Source organism: Massilia sp. 9096 (genome assembly GCF_000745265.1).
In the GTDB taxonomy this organism is placed as follows: Bacteria; Pseudomonadota; Gammaproteobacteria; order Burkholderiales; family Burkholderiaceae_D; genus Telluria.
Genome location: NZ_JQNN01000001.1, coordinates 4,212,225 through 4,236,745, shown reverse-complemented (window position 1 = coordinate 4,236,745; position 24,521 = coordinate 4,212,225). Strand labels below are relative to the sequence as shown.

The 24,521-nt window shown below is 65.1% G+C and carries 24 protein-coding genes; 20 read left to right on the top strand and 4 right to left on the bottom strand.

Annotated elements, in window-relative coordinates; all coding sequences use genetic code 11:
* The first annotated feature begins 64 nt into the window (after nucleotides 1-64).
* Both FA90_RS18300 and FA90_RS18295 read left to right on the top strand, forming a co-directional pair.
* Nucleotides 65-4,771 (top strand): glutamate synthase-related protein, encoded by a 4,707-nt coding sequence (locus FA90_RS18300; RefSeq protein ID WP_036171199.1) that lies wholly within the window; start codon nucleotides 65-67, stop codon nucleotides 4,769-4,771.
* Nucleotides 4,772-4,798: 27 nt separating this feature from the next.
* Nucleotides 4,799-6,262: a glutamate synthase subunit beta gene (locus FA90_RS18295; protein WP_036171196.1), complete on the top strand. Its 1,464-nt coding sequence runs from the start codon at nucleotides 4,799-4,801 to the stop codon at nucleotides 6,260-6,262.
* A gap of 79 nt (nucleotides 6,263-6,341) precedes the next feature.
* On the opposite strand, the gene FA90_RS18290 is transcribed toward FA90_RS18295, so the two are convergent.
* From FA90_RS18290 to FA90_RS26610, 4 genes are all read right to left on the bottom strand, one after another.
* Nucleotides 6,342-8,060 carry a 6-pyruvoyl-tetrahydropterin synthase-related protein gene (locus tag FA90_RS18290; protein WP_036171193.1) on the bottom strand — a complete coding sequence of 573 codons (1,719 nt, stop codon included), beginning with the start codon at nucleotides 8,058-8,060 and terminating at the stop codon, nucleotides 6,342-6,344.
* A complete protein-coding gene (locus FA90_RS18285) occupies nucleotides 8,057-9,103 on the bottom strand; it encodes a glycosyltransferase family 2 protein (protein WP_081933923.1) in 1,047 nt (348 codons plus the stop codon). The genes FA90_RS18290 and FA90_RS18285 overlap by 4 nt, the downstream gene beginning before the upstream one ends.
* Nucleotides 9,088-9,501: a GtrA family protein gene (locus FA90_RS18280; protein WP_051971901.1), complete on the bottom strand. Its 414-nt coding sequence runs from the start codon at nucleotides 9,499-9,501 to the stop codon at nucleotides 9,088-9,090. The genes FA90_RS18285 and FA90_RS18280 overlap by 16 nt, the downstream gene beginning before the upstream one ends.
* A 274-nt stretch (nucleotides 9,502-9,775) precedes the next feature.
* On the bottom strand, nucleotides 9,776-10,024 hold the full coding sequence (locus FA90_RS26610) for a hypothetical protein (RefSeq protein ID WP_156116766.1): 249 nt from the start codon (nucleotides 10,022-10,024) through the stop codon (nucleotides 9,776-9,778).
* Between the two features lie 289 nt (nucleotides 10,025-10,313).
* Between FA90_RS26610 and FA90_RS18275 the strand changes: the two genes are divergently transcribed.
* The 18 genes from FA90_RS18275 (at nucleotide 10,314) to hisF (ending at nucleotide 24,511) form a co-directional block, all read left to right on the top strand.
* Nucleotides 10,314-11,117: an ABC transporter ATP-binding protein gene (locus FA90_RS18275; protein WP_036171190.1), complete on the top strand. Its 804-nt coding sequence runs from the start codon at nucleotides 10,314-10,316 to the stop codon at nucleotides 11,115-11,117.
* Nucleotides 11,114-11,899 (top strand): lipid asymmetry maintenance ABC transporter permease subunit MlaE, encoded by a 786-nt coding sequence (gene mlaE / locus FA90_RS18270; protein ID WP_036171187.1) that lies wholly within the window; start codon nucleotides 11,114-11,116, stop codon nucleotides 11,897-11,899. The genes FA90_RS18275 and mlaE overlap by 4 nt, the downstream gene beginning before the upstream one ends.
* A gap of 40 nt (nucleotides 11,900-11,939) precedes the next feature.
* Nucleotides 11,940-12,413, top strand: coding sequence for an outer membrane lipid asymmetry maintenance protein MlaD (gene mlaD / locus FA90_RS18265; protein WP_036171184.1), 474 nt, complete (start codon nucleotides 11,940-11,942; stop codon nucleotides 12,411-12,413).
* A complete protein-coding gene (locus tag FA90_RS18260; RefSeq protein WP_036171181.1) occupies nucleotides 12,410-13,327 on the top strand; it encodes a VacJ family lipoprotein in 918 nt (305 codons plus the stop codon). Before mlaD ends, FA90_RS18260 begins: the two co-directional genes overlap by 4 nt.
* Before the next feature lie 83 nt (nucleotides 13,328-13,410).
* The gene (locus FA90_RS18255; protein WP_036171178.1) at nucleotides 13,411-14,061 is read left to right on the top strand and encodes a phospholipid-binding protein MlaC; all 651 of its coding nucleotides are present in this window, start codon (nucleotides 13,411-13,413) and stop codon (nucleotides 14,059-14,061) included.
* A gap of 2 nt (nucleotides 14,062-14,063) precedes the next feature.
* Complete coding sequence (locus FA90_RS18250) at nucleotides 14,064-14,339, top strand: lipid asymmetry maintenance protein MlaB (protein ID WP_036171173.1); 276 nt, start codon at nucleotides 14,064-14,066, stop codon at nucleotides 14,337-14,339.
* 161 nt (nucleotides 14,340-14,500) lie between these two features.
* Complete coding sequence (locus FA90_RS18245) at nucleotides 14,501-15,439, top strand: ABC transporter ATP-binding protein (RefSeq protein ID WP_036171171.1); 939 nt, start codon at nucleotides 14,501-14,503, stop codon at nucleotides 15,437-15,439.
* Nucleotides 15,436-16,203, top strand: coding sequence for an ABC transporter permease (locus FA90_RS18240; RefSeq protein WP_036171168.1), 768 nt, complete (start codon nucleotides 15,436-15,438; stop codon nucleotides 16,201-16,203). The genes FA90_RS18245 and FA90_RS18240 overlap by 4 nt, the downstream gene beginning before the upstream one ends.
* A gap of 15 nt (nucleotides 16,204-16,218) precedes the next feature.
* Nucleotides 16,219-16,455 (top strand): BolA family protein, encoded by a 237-nt coding sequence (locus tag FA90_RS18235; RefSeq protein WP_036171165.1) that lies wholly within the window; start codon nucleotides 16,219-16,221, stop codon nucleotides 16,453-16,455.
* Between the two features lie 9 nt (nucleotides 16,456-16,464).
* A complete protein-coding gene (gene murA, locus FA90_RS18230; RefSeq protein ID WP_036171162.1) occupies nucleotides 16,465-17,727 on the top strand; it encodes a UDP-N-acetylglucosamine 1-carboxyvinyltransferase in 1,263 nt (420 codons plus the stop codon).
* Between the two features lie 38 nt (nucleotides 17,728-17,765).
* Nucleotides 17,766-18,440: an ATP phosphoribosyltransferase gene (gene hisG, locus FA90_RS18225; protein WP_036171158.1), complete on the top strand. Its 675-nt coding sequence runs from the start codon at nucleotides 17,766-17,768 to the stop codon at nucleotides 18,438-18,440.
* Between the two features lie 3 nt (nucleotides 18,441-18,443).
* Nucleotides 18,444-19,763, top strand: coding sequence for a histidinol dehydrogenase (gene hisD, locus FA90_RS18220; RefSeq protein ID WP_036171155.1), 1,320 nt, complete (start codon nucleotides 18,444-18,446; stop codon nucleotides 19,761-19,763).
* A complete protein-coding gene (locus FA90_RS18215) occupies nucleotides 19,763-20,593 on the top strand; it encodes a site-specific DNA-methyltransferase (protein ID WP_036171152.1) in 831 nt (276 codons plus the stop codon). The genes hisD and FA90_RS18215 overlap by 1 nt, the downstream gene beginning before the upstream one ends.
* Nucleotides 20,590-21,690, top strand: a complete 1,101-nt coding sequence (gene hisC / locus FA90_RS18210) for a histidinol-phosphate transaminase (protein ID WP_036171149.1) — start codon at nucleotides 20,590-20,592, stop codon at nucleotides 21,688-21,690. The genes FA90_RS18215 and hisC overlap by 4 nt, the downstream gene beginning before the upstream one ends.
* Nucleotides 21,690-22,280, top strand: coding sequence for an imidazoleglycerol-phosphate dehydratase HisB (gene hisB / locus FA90_RS18205; protein WP_036171146.1), 591 nt, complete (start codon nucleotides 21,690-21,692; stop codon nucleotides 22,278-22,280). The genes hisC and hisB overlap by 1 nt, the downstream gene beginning before the upstream one ends.
* A gap of 7 nt (nucleotides 22,281-22,287) precedes the next feature.
* Nucleotides 22,288-22,929 (top strand): imidazole glycerol phosphate synthase subunit HisH, encoded by a 642-nt coding sequence (gene hisH, locus FA90_RS18200; protein WP_036171143.1) that lies wholly within the window; start codon nucleotides 22,288-22,290, stop codon nucleotides 22,927-22,929.
* A 39-nt stretch (nucleotides 22,930-22,968) separates the two neighbouring features.
* Nucleotides 22,969-23,745, top strand: coding sequence for a 1-(5-phosphoribosyl)-5-[(5-phosphoribosylamino)methylideneamino]imidazole-4-carboxamide isomerase (gene hisA, locus FA90_RS18195; RefSeq protein WP_036171140.1), 777 nt, complete (start codon nucleotides 22,969-22,971; stop codon nucleotides 23,743-23,745).
* 4 nt (nucleotides 23,746-23,749) lie between these two features.
* Complete coding sequence (hisF, locus tag FA90_RS18190) at nucleotides 23,750-24,511, top strand: imidazole glycerol phosphate synthase subunit HisF (RefSeq protein WP_036171138.1); 762 nt, start codon at nucleotides 23,750-23,752, stop codon at nucleotides 24,509-24,511.
* Nucleotides 24,512-24,521: the final 10 nt, after the last annotated feature.

Below are 24,521 nucleotides of genomic sequence, written 5' to 3'. Positions count from 1 at the left end.
TGATGTTTACGGGACTCTGCTCTATTCTCGGCCTTCATCTTTAAAAAATGCCGTGGAGTCCCTCATGATTGCCCAAGGTTTGTACGATCCCGCCAATGAACACGATGCCTGCGGCGTCGGCTTCATCGCCCACATCAAGGGCAACAAGAGCCATTCCATCATCGACCAGGGCCTGCTGATCCTGAAAAACCTGGACCACCGCGGCGCGGTCGGCGCCGACGCGCTGATGGGCGACGGCGCCGGCATCCTGATCCAGATCCCGGACCAGTACTACCGCGACGAGATGGCCAGGCAGGGCGTCGAGCTGCCGCCGCCGGGCGAATATGGCGTCGGCATGATCTTCCTGCCGAAGGAAAACGCATCGCGCATCGCCTGCGAACAGGAAATCGAGCGCGCCGTGCGCGCCGAAGGCCAGGTCGTGCTGGGCTGGCGCAACGTGCCGGTCGACGACACCATGCCGATGTCGCCCACCGTGCGCGCCAAGGAACCGCTGATCCGCCAGATCTTCATCGGCCGCGGCCCGGACGTGATGGTCACCGATGCGCTCGAGCGCAAGCTGTACGTCATCCGTAAATCGTCGGGTCACGCGATCCAGGCGCTGCAGCTGATGCACGGCAAAGAATTCTTCGTGCCGTCGATGTCGGCGCGCACCATCGTCTATAAAGGCCTGCTGCTGGCGGACCAGGTCGGCGTCTACTATAAAGACCTGCAGGATCCGCGCTGCGTGTCGGCCCTCGCGCTGGTGCACCAGCGTTTCTCGACCAACACCTTCCCGGAATGGCCGCTGGCCCACCCGTACCGCCTGATCGCGCACAACGGCGAGATCAACACCGTCAAGGGCAACTTCAACTGGACCCGCGCGCGCGAGGGCATGCTGAAATCCGCCGTGCTGGGCGAAGACCTGAACAAGCTGTTCCCGCTGATTTACGAAGGCCAGTCCGACACCGCCTGCTTCGACAACGCGCTCGAACTGCTGGTCATGGCCGGCTACCCGATCGCCCAGGCGATGATGATGATGATCCCGGAAGCCTGGGAAAACCATGCGACCATGGACGAGAACCGCCGCGCCTTCTACGAATACCATGCCGCGATGATGGAGCCATGGGACGGCCCGGCCGCCATGGCGTTCACCGACGGCCGCCACATCGGCGGCACGCTGGACCGCAACGGCCTGCGTCCGGCGCGCTACGTCGTGACCGACGACGACCTGGTCGTGATGGCGTCCGAGTCGGGCGTGCTGCCGATCCCGGAATCGCGCATCGTCAAGAAGTGGCGCCTGCAGCCGGGCAAGATGTTCCTGATCGACCTGGAAGCCGGCCGCATCATCGACGACAAGGAACTCAAAGACACCTATTCGAACGCCAAGCCGTACAAGGCATGGATCAAGTCGGTGCGCATCAAGCTGAACGAAATCAAGCTGTCGGAAAGCCAGCAGGCGCAACATCGCGCCCAGGGCGAGAAGAGCGCCTTGAGCCTGCTCGATCGCCAGCAAGCCTTCGGCTACACGCAGGAAGACCTGAAGTTCCTGATGTCGCCGATGGCCGTGCTGGCCGAGGAAGCGACCGGCTCGATGGGCAACGACTCGCCGCTGGCGATCATGTCGAACAAGCTCAAGCCGCTGTATTCCTACTTCAAGCAGCTGTTCGCGCAGGTGACCAACCCGCCGATCGACCCGATCCGCGAAGCGATGGTGATGTCGCTGGTGTCCTTCATCGGCCCGAAGCCGAACCTGCTCGACACCAACAACGTCAACCCGCCGATGCGCCTGGAAGTGTCGCAGCCGGTCATCAGTTTTGACGACATGGCGCGCCTGCGCAACATCAGCCTGCATACCGGCGGCAAGTTCAAGTCGTACGAATTGAACATCTGCTACCCGGTCGCCTGGGGCAAGGAAGGCATCGAGGCGTCGCTGGCGTCGCTGTGCGCGGAAGCCGTCGACGCGGTCAAGTCGGGCCACAACATCCTGATCGTGTCGGACCGTGCGATGAGCAGCGAGCAGGTCGCGATTCCGGCATTGCTGGCGACCTCCGCCGTGCACCAGCACCTGGTCAAGCGCGGCCTGCGCGCGTCCACCGGCCTGGTGGTCGAAACCGGCTCGGCGCGCGAGACCCACCATTTCGCCCTGCTGGCCGGCTACGGTGCAGAAGCGGTCCACCCCTACCTGGCGCTGGAAACGCTGGCCGACCTGGCCGCGCACCTGCCGCACGACATGGCGGCTGAAAAAGCCATCGCCAATTTCACGAAGGCGACCGGCAAGGGCCTGATGAAGGTGATGTCGAAGATGGGCATCTCGACCTACATGTCCTACTGCGGCGCGCAGATCTTCGAAGCGGTCGGCTTGAACAAGTCGCTGGTCGACAAGTACTTCAGGGGCACCTCGTCGACCGTGGAAGGCATCGGCCTGTTCGAAGTGGCCGAGGAAGCGCTGCGCCTGCACGCCCTGGCCTTCGGCAAGGATCCGATCCTGGCGCACAGCCTGGACGTCGGCGGCGAATACGCCTACCGCGTGCGCGGCGAAGATCACCTCTGGACCCCGGATGCGATCGCCAAGCTGCAGCACTCGACGCGCGCCAACAGCTTCAGCACCTATAAAGAGTACGCGCAGCTGATCAACGACCAGACCAAGCGCCACCTGACGCTGCGCGGCTTGTTCGAATTCAAGATCGACCCGGCCAAGGCGATTCCGCTGGACGAAGTCGAGCCGGCCAAGGAAATCGTCAAGCGCTTCGTCACCGGTGCGATGTCGCTCGGTTCGATCTCGACCGAAGCCCACGCCACGCTGGCGATCGCGATGAACCGCATCGGCGGCAAGTCGAACACCGGCGAAGGCGGCGAAGACCCGGCGCGCTACATGAACGAGTTCAAGGGCATCAAGATCAGCAAGGGCGAAACCCTGGCCTCGGTGCTCGGCAAGGACCGTGTCGCGGCCGACATCCCGCTCGAAGACGGCGATTCGCTGCGCTCGAAGATCAAGCAGGTGGCCTCGGGCCGCTTCGGCGTGACCGCCGAGTACCTGAACTCGGCCGACCAGATCCAGATCAAGATGGCGCAAGGCGCCAAGCCGGGTGAGGGCGGCCAGCTGCCGGGTCACAAGGTGTCCGAGTACATCGCTTCGCTGCGCTTCTCGGTGCCGGGCGTGGGCCTGATCTCGCCGCCGCCGCACCACGACATCTATTCGATCGAAGACCTGGCGCAGCTGATCCACGACCTCAAGAACGCCAACCCGAACGCGTCGATTTCCGTAAAGCTGGTGTCGGAAGTCGGCATCGGCACCGTGGCCGCGGGCGTCTCGAAGGCCAAGGCCGACCACGTGGTGGTGGCCGGCCATGACGGCGGCACCGGCGCCTCGCCGCTGTCCTCGGTCAAGCACGCCGGCACCCCGTGGGAGCTGGGCCTGGCCGAAACCCAGCAGACGCTGGTGCTCAACGGCCTGCGCAGCCGCATCCGCGTGCAGGCCGACGGCCAGATGAAGACCGGCCGCGACGTCGTGATCGCCGCCATGCTCGGCGCCGACGAAATCGGCTTCGCCACCGCACCGCTGGTGGTCGAGGGCTGCATCATGATGCGCAAGTGCCACCTGAACACCTGCCCGGTGGGCGTGGCGACCCAGGACCCGGTGCTGCGCGCCAAGTTCCAGGGCAAGCCGGAACACGTCGTGAACTACTTCTTCTTCGTCGCCGAGGAAGCGCGCCAGATCATGGCCCAGCTGGGCATCCGCAGCTACGACGAGCTGATCGGCCGCGCCGACCTGCTCGACAAGAGCCGCGCGATCGGCCACTGGAAGGCGCAGGGCCTGGATTTCAGCAATATCTTCTACCTGCCGAAGAGCGATGCGCCGCGCAACCTCCTGCACTCGGACGTGCAAGACCACGGCCTGGACCGCGCGCTCGACCACAAGCTGATTGCGCAAGCCAAGCCGGCGCTGGAAAAGGGCGAGCGGGTTTCGTTCATCTCGCCGGTGCGCAACGTCAACCGCACGGTCGGCACGATGCTGTCGGGCGAAGTCGCCAAGCGCTATGGCCACGTCGGCCTGCCGGACGACACCATCCACATCCAGCTGCAGGGCACCGCGGGCCAGTCGGCCGCGGCCTTCCTGGCGGCCGGCATCACGATCGACCTGGTGGGCGAAGGCAACGACTACGTCGGCAAGGGCTTGTCGGGCGGACGCATCATCGTGCGTCCGAACACCGAGTTCCGCGGCTGGGCGGTCGACAACATCATCGTCGGCAATACGGTGATGTACGGCGCGATCGCCGGCGAAGCCTTCTTCAACGGCGTGGCCGGCGAGCGTTTTGCGGTGCGCAACTCGGGCGCGACCGCCGTGGTGGAAGGCCTGGGCGACCACGGCTGCGAATACATGACCGGCGGTACGGTCGTGGTGCTGGGCGAGACCGGCCGCAACTTCGCGGCCGGCATGTCGGGCGGCGTGGCCTTCGTGTACGACCCGAAAGGCGACTTCGAGCAGAAGTGCAACACCAGCATGGTGGCGCTCGAGCGCGTCTTGTCGAGCAAGGAGCAGAGCGACCCGGCCGGCTGGCACGCGCAGACCCGCGGCGGCCAGGGCGAGCCGGACGAGGTGATCCTCAAGCGCCTGATCGAGCGCCACTTCAAGCACACCGGCTCCACGCGCGCGCGCAACCTGCTTGACGACTGGGCGAGCAGCCGCAGCAAGTTCGTCAAGGTCTTCCCGACCGAGTACAAACGCGCGCTGCAGGAACTGTACGAGAGCAGCATGGAACAGGCGAACGACGCGGTTGAAGAGACGGCGTAAGTTCAGGCACTAATCAAGGAAAAAACAATGGGTAAAATCACCGGCTTCATGGAATTCACGCGCCAGGAAGAAGACCACCTGGACCCCGCCGTGCGCCTGAAGAACTACAAGGAATTCGTCGTCACGCTGACCGATGCGCAAGCCAAGGTGCAGGGCGCGCGCTGCATGGATTGCGGCATCCCGTTCTGCAACACCGGCTGCCCGGTCAACAACATGATCCCCGACTGGAACGACCTGGTCTACCACGGGAACTTCCGCGCGGCGGTCGAGAACCTGCATTCGACCAACAACTTCCCCGAGTTCACCGGGCGCATCTGCCCGGCGCCGTGCGAGTCGGCCTGCACGCTGAACATCAACGACGAAGCGGTCGGCATCAAGTCGATCGAGCGCAAGATCGCCGACACCGGCTGGGAACACGGCTGGATCGTGCCGCAACCGGCGGCGGTCAAGACCGGCAAGCGCGTCGCAGTCGTCGGCTCCGGTCCGGCCGGCCTGGCCGCGGCCCAGCAGCTGGCGCGCGCCGGCCATGACGTGACGGTGTTCGAAAAGAGCGACCGCGTCGGCGGCCTGCTGCGCTACGGCATCCCCGACTTCAAGATGGAGAAGGACCTGATCGACCGCCGGGTCGAACAGATGCAGCTTGAGGGCGTGACCTTCCGCACCAGTGTCCTGATCGGCAAGGATTTCCCGACCACGGTCAGCAACATGGCGCGCGAGACCATCTTCCCGGAAGACCTGGCCAACAGCTTCGACGCGGTCGTCATGGCCGGCGGCGCCGAGCAGCCGCGCGACCTGCCGGTGCCGGGCCGCGACCTGAAAGGCGTGCACTTCGCGATGGATTTCCTGCCGCAGCAGAACCGCGTGAATGCCGGCGACAAGGTGAAAGAGCAGATCAAGGCCACCGGCAAGCACGTGATCGTGATCGGCGGCGGCGACACCGGTTCGGACTGCGTCGGCACCTCGAACCGTCACGGCGCCGCATCGGTCACCCAGTTCGAACTGATGCCGATGCCGCCGGAACACGAGAACAAGCCGCTGGTGTGGCCGTACTGGCCGACCAAGCTGCGCACCTCGTCGTCGCACGAGGAAGGCTGCGAGCGCGACTTCGCGGTGGCGACCAAGCGCTTCGAAGGCAAGAACGGCAAGATCGACAAGGTCATCGCCTGCCGCGTCGAGTGGAAGGATGGCCGCATGCAGGAAGTCGAAGGTTCGGACTTCGAGCTGAAAGCCGACCTGGTGCTGCTGGCCATGGGTTTTGTATCTCCGGTGCAGCAGGTGCTGGATGCGTTCGGCGTGCAGAAGGATGCGCGCGGCAATGCGCGCGCCACGGTCGACGGCGAGACCTCGTACCAGACCTCGGTGCCGAAGGTGTTCACGGCGGGTGACATGCGCCGCGGCCAGTCGCTGGTGGTGTGGGCGATCCGCGAAGGCCGCCAATGCGCACGCGCGGTCGACGAGTTCCTGATGGGATCGTCGGAGTTGCCGCGCTGAGCGGAGTGTGCTGACAGCAAGGACAAAAAAAGCGGCCGAGGCCGCTTTTTTGTATCTCGACATCTCGAGCATCCGGACGTCAGGTCAGGTCCGAGCGCGCTCCCGTCCCCATCACCGGCGCGTCCAGGGTGCCGGCCGGCGCGCGCGCGCCGCCATGTACGCGCGCGCGCAGCGCCAGCAGCGCCAGCAAGACCAGCGCGACCAGCGTGATGATACGCCCGGTCTTCTCGGCGGGCAGGCCGGCCCAGGCCAGCTCGACCTGGTGGCGTCCCGGCGTCAGCTGCGCCACCACCGTGCCGGTGTCCGGATCGGCGGCCAGGGCCTGCGGCTGGCCGTCGACATTCAAGCGCCAGGCCGGGAAGGCGAACAGCGGCAGGCGCACCGCGACCGCGCGCGGGGTGTTGATCGTGAACGACTCGGCGTGCGTGTGCTGGCCGGTCTGCTCGCAGCGGATGCCCAGGCGCTGGCATTCGCCGGCCAGCTTGCCGTCGGCGATGTATTTGTCCCAGTGCGGGCCGCTGACCGCCGGCAGGTATTCCGGCTGGCCGAACAGGCCTTGCATGAAGTGGGCGCGGTCCATCAGGCGCTCGCCGTCGCGGTACAGGTTGCGTTCCATGATCGCCAGCTGGCCGAGCTGGGCCAGCACCAGCAGGACCACGACCGCGCGGGCGATACGGCCCCAACGCGCCCAGGCGCCTTCGCACAGGTGGATCACCAGGGCGACGCTGCCGAGGATGCTGGACAGGAACACGAAGCGGTAGGGGAATTGCAGCTTCTGCATCGCGCCCAGGCCGGCGTACAGCGGGTAAGCCAGCTCGGTGCCCAGGGCCACCGCCGCCAGCGCGACGATGGCGATGCGCTGCGCCTGCACCTGGCGCGCATTGAGCGTGCCGAAACGGCGCTGGATCACGCCGATGACGGCCATCGTCAGCGCCAGCAGCGCCAGCGGCCACTGGATCGCGAACCAGTGCAGCGGGTGGTGCAGCAGCGAGAAGGTCGGGAAGATGAAGCACTTGCGCCAGTCGAAGCTGCCGGTGGTCCAGCCGGTCGGCGTGATCAGGCCCATCTGGGTCACGGCCGGATAGACGAAGAACGCCGACAAGGCCAGGCCCAGCACCACGCCGATGGCCCAGGCGATATTGCCCGGCAGCGTGCGGCGATTCGGAAAGGCGAAGATCAGGCGGCCCAGGCCGGTGCACAGCAAGGTCATCAGGCCGCTCAGCAGGTGGCTCAGGCAGATCAGGCACAGCAGGATGGCGAGACGATGCGGACGCGGCTCGTCGCGGCTGCTCTCGGCGACGAACAGCACGCTGAACGGCAGGCTGAGCGACCAGGGGAAGGCCGCCATGTGGGTCGACAGGAAGTACAGCAGCGGGCAGGCCACCACGAACATGGCGCCGAGCAGGGCGTGGCGGTTCGGGTAGCGGCGCAGCACGCCGAGGTAGACCACGCCGGCCAGCAGCACGTAAGGCACCATCGCGCCCAGCATCAGTGCGCGCGCCGAGTCCACGCCGAGCAGCGCGAACGCGGTGGTCAGGTAATAGAACAGTGGCTGGTAGTAGAAGAAGGTCGGGTCGCCCAGGCCGCCGCGCGACGCGTAGGCCCAGCGCGGCAAGACCCATCCTTCACGGAAGGCGTCCAGAAACTGCTCGGCCCAGCGCAAGTGGACCGGGATGTCGTTCTGGTGCGCCAGGCTGGCGCTGAGCAGCGGATGCGCCCACAGCAGCGCGATCAGCAGGAGCAGGCAGGCTGCGCCCGCCAGGCGCGCGCGCGCAGGCGTGCTCGCGCCTGCACTCACGAATTGGCTCCGCCGCCGCTCTTTGCGCTGTGCTCACCCGGCAGCTCGGAATCGACCAGGCGGTTGAGCAGGTACAGGGGACGGCGCTTGACCTCGTTGAAGATGCGGCCGACGTATTCGCCCAGCAGGCCGACCGAGATCAGCTGCACGCCGCCGAGGAACAACATTACCGCCATCAGCGACGGATAACCGCGCACCGCGTTGCCGTAGATGATCGCCTTCCAGATCACGAATACCGCATACACCAGCGCGAGCGAGGCGACGGCCAGGCCGAGATAGGTGCTGACCTTGAGCGGCGCCACCGTGAACGAGGTGATGCCCTCGAGCGCGAAGTTCCACAGCTTCCAATAGTTGAATTTGGTATCGCCGGCCGCGCGCGGGTCGCGCCGGTACATGATCGGACGCGACGGGAAACCGACCCAGGCGAACAGGCCCTTCATGAAGCGGTGTTCCTCGCGCAGCTTGGACAGCGCTTCGACCGCGCGGCGCGACATCAGGCGGAAGTCGCCGGTGTCCTTCGGGATGTCGACCCGGCTGACCTTCTTGATCATGCGGTAGAAATACTTGGCAGTGGCCTTCTTGAGCCAGGTCTCGCCGTCGCGCACGGCGCGCATGCCGTAGATCACGTCGTAGCCTTCCCGCCAGCCGTCCAGCATCTGCGGGATCAGTTCCGGCGGGTCCTGCAGGTCGGAGTCGAGCACGACCACGACTTCGCCCTTGGTGTGATCCAGGCCGGCGCTCAGCGCGATTTCCTTGCCGAAGTTGCGCGACAGGTCGACCACGGTGATGTGCGGGTCGCGTTCGCGCAGCGCATGCATCATGGCCAGCGTGTTGTCGCGGCTGCCGTCGTTGACCAGCACGATCTCGTACTGGGCGCCGGTTCCTTTCAGCACTGCACTGACGCGGTTGTAGAACTCTTCCAGCACTTCCTGTTCGTTATAGGCAGGCGCCACCACCGAGATCGACGGCAGGGCGCTGGGCGCACGCGGCGTCAGCGAGGGATGGCTGAGGGCACGCGATTGGGAGGCTAGCGGAAGATCCATAATTTGCTCACGATGAAGTTGAATACGAGGACGACGACCGTGGCCACCATCTGGGCCAACAGGAAATACAGACCGATCTTGCTGAGATAGCCGACCAGCGCGCCGTTCATCAGCGTGCCGGCGGTGGCCATCACCACGAAACGCGGCAGCGTCTCGCGATGGCGGCGCTGGGTCTCGAAGGTGAAGCGGCGGCTCAGCAGGTACACCACGATGGCGCCGATAACGGCGCCGGCCATCGAGGCGCGGCCCGGAGGTACCCCGAGCAGCTTGACCAGGACGATCAGCACCAGATATTGCGCGACCGTGCCGGCGCCGCCGGACAAAATGAACTTCATGAACTGGGCGCCGAGCGCGCGGCGCCCGATGTAACTGCTGGGGTAGGCTACGTCTTTATTCATCGGGGCTGTTGGGTCATCAATTATTAATGCTGCAAGGCACAAAATGTCTTCATACTAACAGAATAAAAAAAATTTAACTCCTATCGTGCGCGCCTGTGGTATTCACGACAATGATGATCTCGTTACGCGATATGGGCAACCCGCACGGTATAAATACAACTCGGCTGCGACGATTCAGTTGTAGGTGAAGTGGCCCGCGCCGGGAGCGATGACGAGGTCTTTCGGCCAATGCAAACCTGCTCATGCCCGGCGATCGAGCGTAATGACATCGTGATCATTGCCGCCGACGATGAGAAGGGTGGGCGCCGCGACAGCATGCAGGATGCCCAGGCCCGGCAGGTCGGGCCAGCCGCCGCGCGGCGGCCGCGCCGGTGCTGGCGCGGGACAGGCCGAGCGGCAAAATTGCGGTCGCATCCTGTTCACCGAGCCATCTTGCAGCGCGGCATAATCGCCGCGCCGGCAGGCCGATATCGAAGCGGGTATCGTAGAAGCGGTCTTGCTCGGCCGTGAGCAGTTCGAGCATGGGGCGCACATGCCCAACCTGGATCAGCGTAAACCAGTTCTGACGGCGTGCTCCAGCATGCCCGAAAATATAGTTTCCATGTAGCATTTGTTACCAAATGCTCATGTATCGAAACGGTGTGCATATGCATACTTTAGTAAAAACAAGCACTTACAAACCGGAATATCTGACCCAAAGGTTATTAGTGTTGTAATATCGCGTCGATGAGAGACCGCGAAATAGGCGGTGTCCTGCAGGGATTGCCCTTTCTGCACTACAATACGAGATTCACTAAATACCAATATCCACCGTGCCCAACCTCGTCGAAATCCGCGATCTGCATTTTTCGTATGGAGATCGTCCCATCCTGTCGAACCTGAGCATGGATTTCCCGCGCGGCAAGCTGATCGCCGTGATGGGCGGTTCGGGCTCGGGCAAGACCACGGTGCTGCGCCTGATCGGCGGCCAGATCCGTGCCCAACGCGGCACGGTGTCGGTCGCCGGCCAGGTCGTCAACAAGCTCGACACGGAAGGGCTGTACCGCTTGCGCCGCAAGATGGGCATGCTGTTCCAGTTCGGCGCGCTGTTTACCGACCTGACCGTGTTCGAGAACGTGGCGTTTCCGCTGCGCGAACATACGGACCTGCCGGAAGAGCTGATCCGCGACCTGGTGCTGATGCGCCTGAACGCGGTCGGCCTGCGCAATGCCGCCCAGCTCAAGCCCAACGAAATCTCCGGCGGCATGGCGCGCCGGGTCGCGCTCGCGCGCGCTGTGGCGCTCGACGCCAGGCTGATCATGTACGACGAGCCGTTCGCCGGCCTCGACCCGATCTCGATGGGCGTCACCGCCAACCTGATCCGCAACCTGAACGATGCGCTGGGCTCGACCTCGATCCTGGTCTCGCACGACGTCGAAGAAACCTTCCGCATCGCCGACTACGTGTATTTCCTGTCCGCCGGCAAGATCGTGGCCCAGGGCACGCCTGAAGACATGCGCAATTCGACCGATCCCTACGTGCACCAGTTCGTGCACGCCGAGCCGGACGGTCCGGTGCCGTTCCATTATCCCGGCAAGTCGCTGGCCGACGACCTGGGCCTGGGAGGCAAGCGATGATCAAGCGTTTCTTGGCCGCCATTGGCAGCTTCGTGATCGACAAGATGCTGGGCCGCATCGGCTTCGTCACGCGTTCCTTCTTCAAACTGTTGGGCCGGGCGCCGGGCGCCTGGCGCCGTCCAAGCCTGATCTCGGAGCAAGTCCACTTCATCGGCAACTACTCGATGCTGATCATCCTGGTGTCGGGCCTGTTCGTGGGCATGGTGCTGGCGCTGCAGGGCTATTACACGCTGAGCCAGTTCGGCGCCTCGGAAAAGCTGGGCCAGCTGGTGGCGCTGTCGCTGCTGCGCGAACTCGGCCCGGTGGTGACCGCGCTGCTGTTCGCCGGCCGCGCCGGCACCTCGCTGACCGCCGAGATCGGCCTGATGAAGGCCGGCGAGCAGCTCAGCGCGATGGAGATGATGGCGGTCAACCCGATCCAGCGCGTGCTGGCGCCGCGTTTCTGGGGCGGCGTGATCGCCATGCCGGTGCTGGCAGCGGTGTTTTCGGCGGTCGGCGTGATCGGCGGCTACCTGGTCGGCGTGCAGCTGATCGGCGTGGACGCGGGCGCGTTCTGGTCGCAAATGCAAGGCAACATCGATGTGCGACATGACGTACTGAACGGCGTTATCAAAAGCGTTATCTTTGGCGTAGCCGTGACCTTCACCGCGCTGTTCCAGGGCTACGAAGCGCAGCCGACCCCGGAAGGCGTGTCGCGCGCGACCACGCGCACGGTGGTGATCGCCTCGCTGATGGTGCTGGCGCTGGATTTCATCATGACGGCGCTGATGTTTAATACCTAAGACACAAGCGCAGGATAAATTAGAGAACTCGGGAAAAATTATGCATCGCAAATCTATTGACGTCTGGGTCGGCCTGTTCGTGCTGCTGGGGGTGATCTCGCTGCTGTTCCTCGCCCTGCAGGTCGGCAACATGGCGACGATCTCGTTCAGCAAGACCTACACCGTCACCGGTAAATTCGACAACATCGGCAGCTTGAAGCCGCAGGCCGCGGTCAAGAGCGCCGGCGTGGTGGTGGGCCGGGTCGGTTCGATCAGCTTCGACGACAAGACCTACCAGGCGATGGTGCGTCTCGATATGAACCCGGACTACAAATTCCCGAAAGACAGCTCGCTGAAGATCCTGACGGCGGGCCTGCTCGGCGAACAATACGTCGGCATCGAAGCCGGCGGCGACTCCAACAACCTGGCGAACGGCGATCGCATCACCCGTACGCAATCGGCGACGGTGCTGGAAGATTTGATCAATCAATTCATCTACAGCAAAGCCGCCGACGGAAAGGACAATAATAAATGATCACCCGTACCACATCCGGCAGCCTGCGCGCCTGGGGCCTCGCGGCCGCGGCCGGCGCCACCCTGTTGCTGAGCGGTTGCGCAAGCACGAATCCGAAGGATCCGTTCGAGAAGTTCAACCGGTCCATGTTCACGTTCAACGACACGGTCGACCGCGTCGCGCTCAAGCCGACCGCCACCGTGTACAAGAACTACACCCCGAGCTTCGTGCAGACGGGCGTGGGCAACTTCTTCAGCAACATGTCGGACCTGTGGAGCTCGGTGAACCAGTTCCTCCAGGGCAAAGGCCACGATGGCCTGAACGATTTCACCCGTTTCGCGGTCAACTCGACGTTCGGCGTACTCGGCGTGTTCGACCTGGCGACCCCGGCCGGTATGCGCAAGCACAACGAAGACCTGGGCCAGACCCTGGGCTATTGGGGCGTGCCCAGCGGTCCCTACTTGATGTTGCCGATTCTGGGCCCATCTACGGTGCGTGACACCGTGGCCTTGCCGGGCGACTGGTGGGCCGATCCATGGACCCACCTGAACGACATCCCGTGGCGTACCAGCGGCATCGTGGTGCGCGCGGTCGACCAGCGCGCCAGCGTGCTGGATGCCTCGAACCTGCTGGAAGACGCCGCCCTCGACCGTTACGAATTCATCCGCGACGGTTACCTGCAGCGCCGCACCAGCAAGGTGCTGGATACCGACAAGGCGCAGGAACGCGCCGAGAAGGTCCAGGGCCGCATCGACAAGGTGCAGGAACAGGTGGAGCAGAAACTGCACGTGAAGACCCCGAAGGTGGACAACGGCAACGACGGCGCCGCCGAACCGGCCGCCGGCGCGGAGCAAAACGCGCCGCAAAGCCAGGATTCGGCGCCGAATAATCCGCCGACGCCGGCGCCGGTGTCATCCGAACCGGTGCAGAAGTAGTTAACGACGGACAGGCCAGGGCCGCAGAAGCGCAAACGTGCGCCGCGCCGCCCGGCCCGCCCCTAAACCATAAAAGGAAGCGTATGAAGCCAATCGCACAACTGATCGTGACCGCCGCCGCCGTGGCCTTCTCCACCAGCGCCATCGTCGCCCCGGCCTTTGCCGCCGCCGAGCAGCCGGACCAGCTGGTCAAGCGCGTCAGCACCGACGTGATCGACACCGTCAAGTCGGACAAGGACATCCAGGGCGGCAACCGCAACAAGATCATGGACCTGGTCAACAGCAAGATCCTGCCCTACGTCGATGCCCAGAAGATGACCCAGCAGGCCGCCGGCCGCTACTGGCGCCAGGCGTCGCCGGAACAGCAGAAGCAGCTGTCCGACGAATTCCGCACGCTGCTGGTCTACACCTACTCGGGTGCGCTGGCCCAGATCAAGAACGAAACCGTCGAATTCAAGCCGTTCCGCGCCGATCCGGCCGACACCGACGTCGAAGTGCAGTCGCAGGTGAACATGACCCGCGGCGAGCCGATCACCCTGAACTACCGCCTGTCCAAGACCCCGCAGGGCTGGAAGATCTATGACATCAACGTGCTGGGCGCCTGGCTGGTGCAGACCTATCAAAGCACCTTCGCCTCCGAGATCGGCAAGAGCGGCGTCGACGGCCTGATCAAGAAGCTGCACGACCGCAACCAGCAGCTGGCCAGCAAGCCGCTGCAGGCTCCGCAGAAGTAAGCATGGCCGCATCCAGCTCCATGCTCTCGCTCGAGGCCCTGACCTTCGACAATGCGCAGGCGGCGTTGAAGCAGGGCTGCGCCGCGCTGGCGGCCGGCGAGACCGTGTTCGACCTCGGCGGCGTCAAGGCCGTCGATTCGAGCGCGGTGGCCCTGATGCTGGCCTGGGAGCGCCGCGCCCAGACCGAGGGCCGCAGCCTGAAGTTCATCAACGTGCCGGCCGGCGTCGATGCGCTGGCGCGGCTGTACGGCGTCGACGGCCTGATCGGCCGGGCGTAAGCATCGCGGCGGGCGATCGGCGCCGCGGCATCGATCGCCTTCCCGCCTCCTTCCTCGCATCCCCGCTGCATAAACCGGCCGCGTCCGGCCCGGTATGGCGTTTTCTTCTATAATGGCTCGTTTTCCCCTCGCACGGCCCGCATCCAGCGCGGCCCCTACGCATGACGACAGCCATCCAGATTGACCGCGTCGAGAAAAGCTACAAGGGTTTCAAAGCCCTCAAGGGCGTTTCCCTGAACATCGAACAAGGCGAGTTCTTCGGCCTCCTCGGCCCGAACGGCGCCGGCAAGACCACCCTGATCTCCACCATCGCCGGCCTGATCCGGCCGGACGTGGGCAGCGTGCGCATCCACGGCCACGACGTCGTCACCGCCCAGCGCCAGGCGCGCATGAACCTCGGCGTGGTGCCGCAGGAGCTGGTGTTCGACCCCTTCTTCACGGTGCGCGAGACGCTGCGCCTGCAGTCGGGCTACTTCGGCCTGCGCAACAACGACAAGTGGATCGACGAGGTCATGGAAAACCTCGACCTGACCGCCAAGGCCGACGTCAACATGCGCGCGCTCTCGGGCGGCATGAAGCGGCGCGTGCTGGTCGCCCAGGCGCTGGTGCACAAGCCGCCGGTGATCGTGCTGGACGAGCCGACCGCCGGCGTCGACGTCGAGCTGCGCCAGACCCTGTGGAAGTTCATCTCGCGCCTGAACCGCGAGGGCCACACCGTCGTGCTGACCACCCACTACCTGGAAGAAGCCCAGGCGATGTGCCAGCGCGTCGCCATGCTCAAGACCGGCAACGTGGTCGCGCTCGACACCATGGCGCAGCTGCTGCGCCGCGTGTCGGGTTCGTCGCTGGTGGTGCACCTCAAGAACGGCGGCTTGCCGGAAGGCCTGCGCCACCTGGTCGCGCACGGCGAACACGAAGACGCCACCGCCGCCCACCCGGCCGGCAACAAGTACACGCTGCGCGTCAACGACTACAACGAAGTCGAAGGCATCCTCGCGCGCCTGCGCGAGTCGGGCGCCACGATCGAAGAGATGCAGCTGCAGCAGGCCGACCTGGAGGATATCTTCTTGCAAATCATGGATGGGGGCGTTGCCCAATGAGCTTTATTTCGGTGGGTTTCCGCACCCTGTTCTACAAAGAGATCCTGCGTTTCTGGAAGGTCGCGACCCAGACCATCGCCGCGCCGGTGGTGACCTCGATGCTGTACCTGCTGATCTTCGGCCACGTGCTGCAAGGCCGCGTGCAGATGCTCGAAGGCGTCGACTACACCGCCTTCCTGATCCCCGGCCTGGTCATGATGAGCGTGCTGCAGAATGCGTTCGCCAACTCGTCCTCGTCGCTGATCCAATCCAAGATCACCGGCAACCTGGTGTTCATCCTGCTGCCGCCGCTGTCGCACTGGGAAATCGTCTCGGCCTACGTGACCGCCTCGATCGCGCGCGGGCTGGCGGTCGGCCTGGGCGTGTTCATCGTCACCGCCTGGTTCGCCCACCTGAGTTTCGTGGCGCCGCTGTGGATCGTCGTGTTCGCGATCCTGGGTGCGGCCATCCTCGGCACCATGGGCGTGATCGCCGGCATCTGGGCCGAGAAATTCGACCAGCTGGCCGCGTTCCAGAATTTCCTGATCATGCCTGCAACATTTTTGGCCGGCGTATTCTATTCCGTAAAGAAACTGCCTCCGTTCTGGCTGGTGGTCTCGCATTTCAACCCGTTCTTTTATATGATTGACGGGTTCCGTTTCGGTTTCTTCGGCCAGTCCGACGTCTCGCCCTGGACCAGCCTGGCCATCGTCGCCGTGTTCTTCGTGGCGCTGGCGGCCATCGCGATCAACATGCTGCGCCGCGGCTACAAACTACGCCACTAAGACTTTCGCAAGACTATGGTTACCACCCCTGAACTCATCCACGGCTACATCCAGAACGGCATGGAGTGCACCCACCTCGAAGTCGAGGGCGACGGCCAGCACTTTTCCGCCGTGATCGTCTCCCCGGCGTTTGCCGGCAAGAGCCGTATCCAGCGCCACCAGATCGTCTACGCCGCGCTCGGCGACCGCATGCGCGAGGAAATCCACGCGCTGTCGATGAAGACGCTCACTCCCGACGAATACCAAGGCTAAGGGCTCAGCATGGATAAACTGCAGATCGTCGGCGGCAAGCGCCTGTCCGGCGACATCCCGATCTCGGGCGCCAAGAACGCGGCGCTGCCGATCCTGTGCGCGGGCCTGCTGACCTCGGGCGACGTCGAACTGTCCAACGTGCCGCGCCTGCACGACGTGCGCACCATGCTCAAGCTGCTCGAACAGACCGGCCTGAAGGTGACGCAGCCCCGTGGCAACGACAGCGAAAACGTCACCCTTAACGGCGCCAACGTCGACAAGCTGGAAGCGCCGTACGAACTGGTCAAGACGATGCGCGCGTCGATCCTGGTGCTCGGTCCACTGCTGGCGCGCTTCGGCGAAGCCAAGGTCTCGCTGCCGGGCGGCTGCGCGATCGGTTCGCGTCCGGTCGACCAGCACATCAAGGGCCTGCGTGCGATGGGCGCCGAGATCACGATCGAAGGCGGCTACATCCACGCCAAGTGCGCGAAGCTGAAAGGCGCGCGCATCTACACCGACATGATCACCGTCACCGGCACCGAGAACCTGCTGATGGCCGCGACCCTGGCCGAAGGCGAGACCGTGCTGGAAAACGCCGCGCGCGAGCCGGAAGTGTCGGACCTGGCCAACCTGCTGGTGGCGATGGGCGCGAAGATCGAGGGCATCGGCACCGACCGCCTGGTGATCCAGGGTGTCGAATCGCTGCATGGCGCCAAGCACAGCGTGATTTCGGACCGCATCGAGGCGGCGACTTTTCTCTGCGCCGTGGCCGCGGCCGGCGGCGATATCCGCATCACGCGCACCCGCACCGACATTTTCGACGTCGCGCTGGATAAGCTGCGCGAGATGGGCCTGCAACTGAGCGTCGACGGCGACAGCATCCGCGCACGCATGGACGCCCGGCCCAGCCCGGTGTCGTTCCGCACCACCGAGTACCCGGGCTTCCCGACCGACATGCAGGCCCAGTTCATGGCGGTGAACATCATCGCGAACGGCGCGAGCCGCGTCACCGAGACCATTTTCGAAAACCGCTTCATGCACGTGCAGGAGCTGAACCGCCTGGGCGCGCACATCCTCACCGAGGGCAACACCGCCTTCATCAAGGGCGTCGAGCGCCTGGTCGGCGCGCCGGTGATGGCGACCGACCTGCGCGCCTCGGCCTCGCTGGTGATCGCCGGCCTGGCCGCCGAGGGAACGACCCTGGTCGACCGCATCTACCACCTCGACCGCGGCTACGACCGCATGGAAGCGAAGCTGTCGGCGGTGGGCGCAGAGATCGTCCGCATCAAGTAAAACAGACGTTCCCGCGCAGGCGGGACCGAGAGAGAGTCATGACCACAACAACACGCCAGGACGGCTCGCAGCTGATCCTGGCCCTGTCCAAGGGACGCATCTTCGAGGACACGCTGCCGCTGCTGTCCGCCGCCGGCATCGAGGTGCTGGAAAACCCGGAGACCTCGCGCAAGCTGATCCTGGCCACCAACGACCCCGGCGTGCGCGTGCTGATCGTGCGCGCGACCGACGTGCCGACCTATGTCCAGCACGGTGCCGCCGATTTCGGCGTGGCCGGCAAGGACGTGCTGCTCGAGCATGGCGGGGAAGGGCTGTACCAGCCGGTCGACCTGCGCATCGCCTGCTGCCGCATGTCGGTGGCCGTGAATGCCGGCTTCGACTACGAGAACGCCGTGCGCCAGGGCGCGCGCCTGCGCGTGGCGACCAAGTTCGTGCACACCGCGCGCGAACACTTCGCCAAGAAGGGCGTGCACGTCGACCTCATCAAACTGTACGGATCGATGGAACTGGCGCCGCTGGTCGGCCTGTCGGACGCCATCGTCGACGTCGTCTCGACCGGCGGCACGCTGCGCGCCAACAACCTGGTCGAAGTCGAGAAGATCATGGAGATCTCCTCGCGCCTGGTGGTGAACCAGGCTGCGCTCAAGCTCAAGCGCGAGCGCCTGCAACCGATCATCGAGGCGTTCGAACGCGCTTCACAGAGTCAAGGCTAAGAAATGACTATCACCGTCCGCAAGCTCGATTCCAACGATTCCGATTTCCAGAAGCAGCTGACCACGCTGCTCGCCTTCGAGGCCGAGACCGACGACGCGATCGAATCGGCGGTCGCCAGGATCCTGGCCGACGTCAAGGCGCGCGGCGACGCCGCGGTGCTCGAGTACACGGTCAAGTTCGACCGCATCCCGGGCGGCGCGAGCAGCATGGCCGCGTTCGACGTCACGCAGGCCGAACTCGATGAGGCGCTGGCCGCGCTGCCGGAGGCCCAGCGCGCCGCGCTGCAAACTGCAGCCGAGCGCATCCGCGTGTTCCACGAGCGCCAGAAGCAAGAGCTGAACGGCTTTACCTATACCGAACCGGACGGCACCGTGCTGGGCCAGCGCGTCACGCCGCTGGACCGCGTCGGCATCTACGTCCCGGGCGGCAAGGCCGCGTATCCGTCCTCGGTGCTGATGAACGCGATTCCGGCGCAGGTCGCCGGCGTGAAGGAAATCGTGATGGTCGTGCCGACCCCGGACGGCGTGAAAAACCGCATGGTGCTGGCCGCGGCGGCCATTGCCGGCGTGACGCGCGTGATCACCATCGGCGGCGCCCAGGCGGTCGGGGCGCTGGCCTACGGCACCGAGACCATCCCTGCGGTCGACAAGATCGTCGGGCCCGGCAACGCCTACGTGGCGGCCGCCAAGCGCCGCGTGTTCGGCACGGTCGGCATCGACATGATCGCCGGTCCCTCCGAGATCCTGGTGCTGTGCGACGGCACCACCGACCCGGACTGGGTGGCGATGGACCTGTTCTCGCAGGCCGAGCACGACGAACTGGCCCAGGCCATCCTGCTGTGCCCTGATGCGGACTACATCGCCAAAGTCGAAGCCAGCATCCATGCACTGCTGCCGACCATGCCGCGCAAGGAGACGATTGCGACCTCGATGACCGACCGCGGCGCCCTCATCAAGGTGCGCGACATGGAAGAGGCGTGCACGATCGCCAATTCGATCGCCGCCGAACACCTGGAGATCTCGGCCGAGAACCCGCAGCAGTGGGCCGACCGGATCCGCCACGCCGGCGCGATGTTCCTGGGCCGCTTCTCGTCGGAGTCGCTGGGCGACTATTGCTGCGGTCCGAACCACGTGCTGCCGACCTCGCGCACCGCGCGTTTCTCGTCGCCGCTGGGCGTGTACGACTTCCAGAAGCGCTCGTCGGTGCTGTTCGTGTCCGAAGCCGGCGCGCAGACGCTGGGCAAGGTGGCGGCCGAGCTGGCCTACGGCGAGGGCTTGCAGGCGCACGCGCGCAGTGCAGAACTCCGCTTGAAAAGCAGCTGATGGCTGACTGGGTCGACAAGGTCTTCTGCGAGGATGCGCTGGCCGGCATGGCGCGCATCCCCGACGGGTCCATCGACCTGATCCTCACCGATCCGCCCTACAACCTGGGCAAGGACTACGGCAACGGCTCGGACCAGCAAAGCGTCGAAGACTATCTGGCCTGGACCGAGCAGTGGATCGACATCGCCGTCCCGAAGCTGAAGGCCAACGGCAGCCTGTATATTTTTCTCACCTGGCGCTACGCTCCAGAGATCTTCGTGATGCTGAAACGGCGCATGACGATGATGAACGAGATCATCTGGGACCGCCGCGTGCCCTCGATGGGCGGCAGCACCCGCAGCTTCAGCTCGGTGCACGACACGATCGGCTTTTTCGCCCGGCGCAAGGATTACTATTTCGACCTCGACGCCGTGCGCATCCCGTACGACGCCGCGACCAAGAAGGCGCGCTCGCGCTCGATTTTCGTGGGCGCCAAGTGGCTCGAGGTCGGCTACAACCCGAAAGACCTGTGGAGCGTGTCGCGCCTGCACCGCGAGCATGCCGAGCGGGTGGATCATCCGACCCAGAAGCCGCTCGAGATCATCGAGCGCATGATCAAGGCCTCGTGTCCGCCGGGCGGGGTCGTGCTCGACCCGTTCATGGGCAGCGGCACCACCGCGCTGGCCGCCCAGCGCCTCGGCCGCCGTTACGCCGGTTTCGAGCTGAACCCGGCCTATTGCGAGATCATCGCCCAGCGCCTGGCCGCGCCCGCCACGCCGGCGCTGGTGGCCAAAAAGCGCAAGACCACCGCCAAGGCGACTACGCCCGCCCCCGAGGAAATCGACCCATGACCGACATCGACAAGCTGATCGCCAACACGATCCGCGCCGACGTGCGCGCCGGCTCGAGCTACAAGGTGCCGGACTCGATCGGCTACGTCAAACTGGACGCGATGGAGAACCCGTACCAGTTGCCGGACGCCTTGCGCGCCGAGCTGGGCCAGCGCCTGGCCGACGCCGCGCTGAACCGCTATCCGGTGCCGTCGTACGAGACATTGAAGCGCCGCATCCGCGCCAAGCTGGGCGTGCCGGCCGGGTACGACGTGATCCTCGGCAACGGCTCGGACGAGATCATTTCCATCCTGACGATGGCCTGCGCGCGCCAGGCCGGCGAAGGACGCGGCCGCGCCGTGACCCTGGCCCCGGTGCCCGACTTCGTGATGTTCCGCCGCTCGGCCCAGTTCGCCGGCATGGATTTCGTCGGCGTGCCCTTGAAAGCCGACTTTTCGCTGGACCGCCCGGCGATGCTGGAAGCGATTGCCGAACACAAGCCCTCGCTGGTGTTCCTGGCCTACCCGAACAACCCGACCGGCAACCTGTTTGCTGCCGACGACATCGTCGCGATCGTCGAGGCGCTCGGGGACAGCGGCATCGCCGTGCTCGACGAAGCGTATCAGCCGTTCGCGCGCGCGAGCTTCATGGAACGCCTGCCCTCGTTTCCGAACATGGTGGTGATGCGTACACTGTCGAAGCTGGGCCTGGCCGGCATCCGTCTCGGGTATCTGGCCGCCGCGCAGCCGCTGCTGGAGCAGTTCGACAAGGTGCGCCCGCCGTACAACGTCAACGTGCTGAGCCAGGTGGCGGCCGAATTCGCGCTCGACCACCTCGACGTGCTGGACGCGCAGGCGGCGCGCCTGAACGCCGCGCGCGCCGAACTGTCGGGCGCCATGGCCGCGCTGGCGGGCGTGACGGTCTTCCCGTCGAGCGCGAATTTCATTACCGTGCGCGTGCCGGACGCCGAGCGCACCTGCGCTAAACTGTTCGCCGAAAAGGTATTGATCAAAAATTTGAGTAAAATGCATGTATTGCTGGCCAATTGCATCCGTGTAACGGTCAGCACCCCGGAAGAGAACGCACAATTCCTGAATGCCTTGAAGGCTTCCCTGTAATGACCCGCACTGCAGAAATCACGCGCAACACCAGCGAAACGCAAATCCGCGTTGCGCTCAATCTGGACGGCACCGGCCGCCAGAAACTCAACACCGGCGTCCCTTTCCTGGACCACATGCTCGACCAGATCGCCCGTCATGGCCTGATCGACCTGGAAGTCGAAGCCGTCGGCGACCTGCACATCGACGACCACCACACCGTCGAAGACACCGGCATCACGCTCGGCATGGCGGTCGCCAAGGCCATCGGCGACAAGAAAGGCATCCGCCGCTACGGCCATGCCTACGTGCCGCTGGACGAGGCGCTGTCGCGCGTCGTGGTCGACTTTTCCGGCCGCCCGGGCCTGGAATGGCACGTGCCGTTTACCCGCGCGACCATCGGCAAGTTCGACGTCGACCTGACCATCGAGTTCTTCCGCGGCTTCGTCAACCATGCCGGCGTGACCCTGCACGTGGATAACCTGCGCGGCGTGAACGCGCACCACCAGTGCGAGACCGTGTTCAAGGCCTTCGGGCGCGCGTTGCGCATGGCGTCCGAACTCGACGACCGCGCCGCCGGCCAGATTCCGTCCACCAAAGGCAGCCTGTAACGTCATCATGGCCAATAAAATCGTAGTGGTCGACGGCTTGGGCAACCTGCGCTCGGTGGCGCAGGCGCTGCGCGCGGCCGCGCCCGAAGCCGAGGTGATCGTGTCCAGCGAGGGGTCCGTCATCGACGCCGCCGACCGCGTGGTGCTGCCGGGGCAGGGCGCGATGCGCGACTGCATGCGCGGCCTGCGCGAATCCGGCGCACAGGAAGCCGTGCTGCGCGCCATGAAGACGCGCCCGGTGATGGGCGTGTGCGTCGGCGAGCAGATGCTGTTCGACGCGAGCGAGGAAAACGAAGGCACGCCGGGCCTGGGCCTGTTGCCCGGCAAGGTCGTGCGTTTTCAGCTGGACGGCAAGCTGCAGCCCGACGGCTCGCGCTTCAAGGTGCCGCAGATGGGCTGGAACCGCGTGCGCCAGGTGCGCGCGCATCCGCTCTGGGACGGCATTCCGGACGGCGCCTGGTTCTACTTCGTGCACAGCTATTACGCCCAGCCGGACAATCCCGACGACACGATCGGCGAAGCCGACTACGGCGGCCCGTACTGCTGCGTGGTCGCGCGCGACAACATCGTCGCCGCCCAGTTCCACCCCGAAAAAAGCGCGGACGCCGGCCTGCGCATGTATCACAATTTCATCCACTGGAATCCCTGAACTTTCGTTCATCCCAACGTCAACCTACTGCCAACGACCATGCTGCTGATTCCCGCCATCGACCTGAAAGACGGTCACTGCGTTCGCCTGAAACAAGGCGATATGGACCTTGCCACCGTGTTCTCCGAAGATCCCGCCGAGATGGCGCTGCACTGGCTGAAGAAAGGCGCGCGGCGCCTGCATCTGGTCGACCTGAACGGGGCATTCGCGGGCAAGCCGAAGAACGAGGAAGCGATCAAATCGATCCTGCGAACCGTGCAGAGCTACGCCGAAGACAACGGCCTGGACGAGATCCCGGTCCAGCTCGGCGGCGGCATCCGCGACCTCGACACCATCGAGCGCTACCTGGACGACGGCATCACCTACATCATCGTCGGCACCGCCGCGGTGAAGAACCCGGGCTTCCTGCACGACGCCTGCGGCGCCTTCCCGGGCTCGATCATCGTCGGCCTGGACGCCAAGGACGGCAAGGTCGCCACCGACGGCTGGAGCAAGATGTCGGGCCACGAAGTGATCGACCTGGCGCGTAAATTCGAAGGCTACGGCGTCGAATCGATCGTCTACACCGACATCGGCCGCGACGGCATGATGGGCGGCGTGAACATCGAAGCAACCGTGCGCCTGGCGCAGGCGGTCAAGATCCCGATCATCGCGTCGGGCGGCCTGCACAACCTGAGCGACGTCGAAGCGCTGTGCGCGGTGCAGGACGAAGGCATCGAAGGCGTGATCTGCGGCCGTTCGATCTACGAAGGCACGCTCGACCTGGCGTCCGCGCAGGAACGCGCCGACGCCTTGAGCGAAGGGGCCCAGGCTTAAGCTCATGCTCGCAAAACGCATCATCCCCTGCCTGGACGTGACCGGCGGCCGCGTGGTCAAGGGCGTCAATTTCACCGAGCTGCGCGACGCCGGCGACCCGGTCGAGATCGCGCGCCGCTACGACGGACAGGGCGCCGACGAGATCACCTTCCTCGACATCACCGCGTCCTCAGACGGGCGCGACCTGATCCTGCCGATCATCGAGGCGGTGGCCTCGACCGTGTTCATCCCGCTGACCGTGGGCGGCGGCGTGCGCAAGGTCGAGGACGTGCGCCGCCTGCTGAACGCCGGCGCGGATAAAGTCTCGATGAACACCTCGGCGGTGACCAACCCGCAGCTGGTGTTCGACGCCTCGCAAAAGCACGGCTCGCAATGCATCGTCGTCGCGATCGACGCCAAGCAGGTCGCACCCGGCAAGTGGGAAGTGTTTACCCATGGCGGGCGCAACGCGACCGGCCTGGACGCCGTCGAATGGGCCCGGAAGATGGAAGGCCTGGGCGCCGGCGAACTGCTGCTGACCAGCATGGACCGCGACGGCACCAAGTCCGGCTTCGACCTGGGCCTGACGCGCGCCGTCTCGGACGCGGTCGGCATCCCGGTGATCGCCTCGGGCGGCGTGGGCGGCGTGGCCGACCTGGCCGCCGGCGTCCTGGAAGGCCATGCCGATGCGGTGCTGGCCGCCAGCATCTTCCACTACGGGCAGCACACGGTCGGCGAAGCCAAGCGCTTCATGGCCGAGCGTGGCATCCCGATGCGCCTCGATTGATTAAAGAACC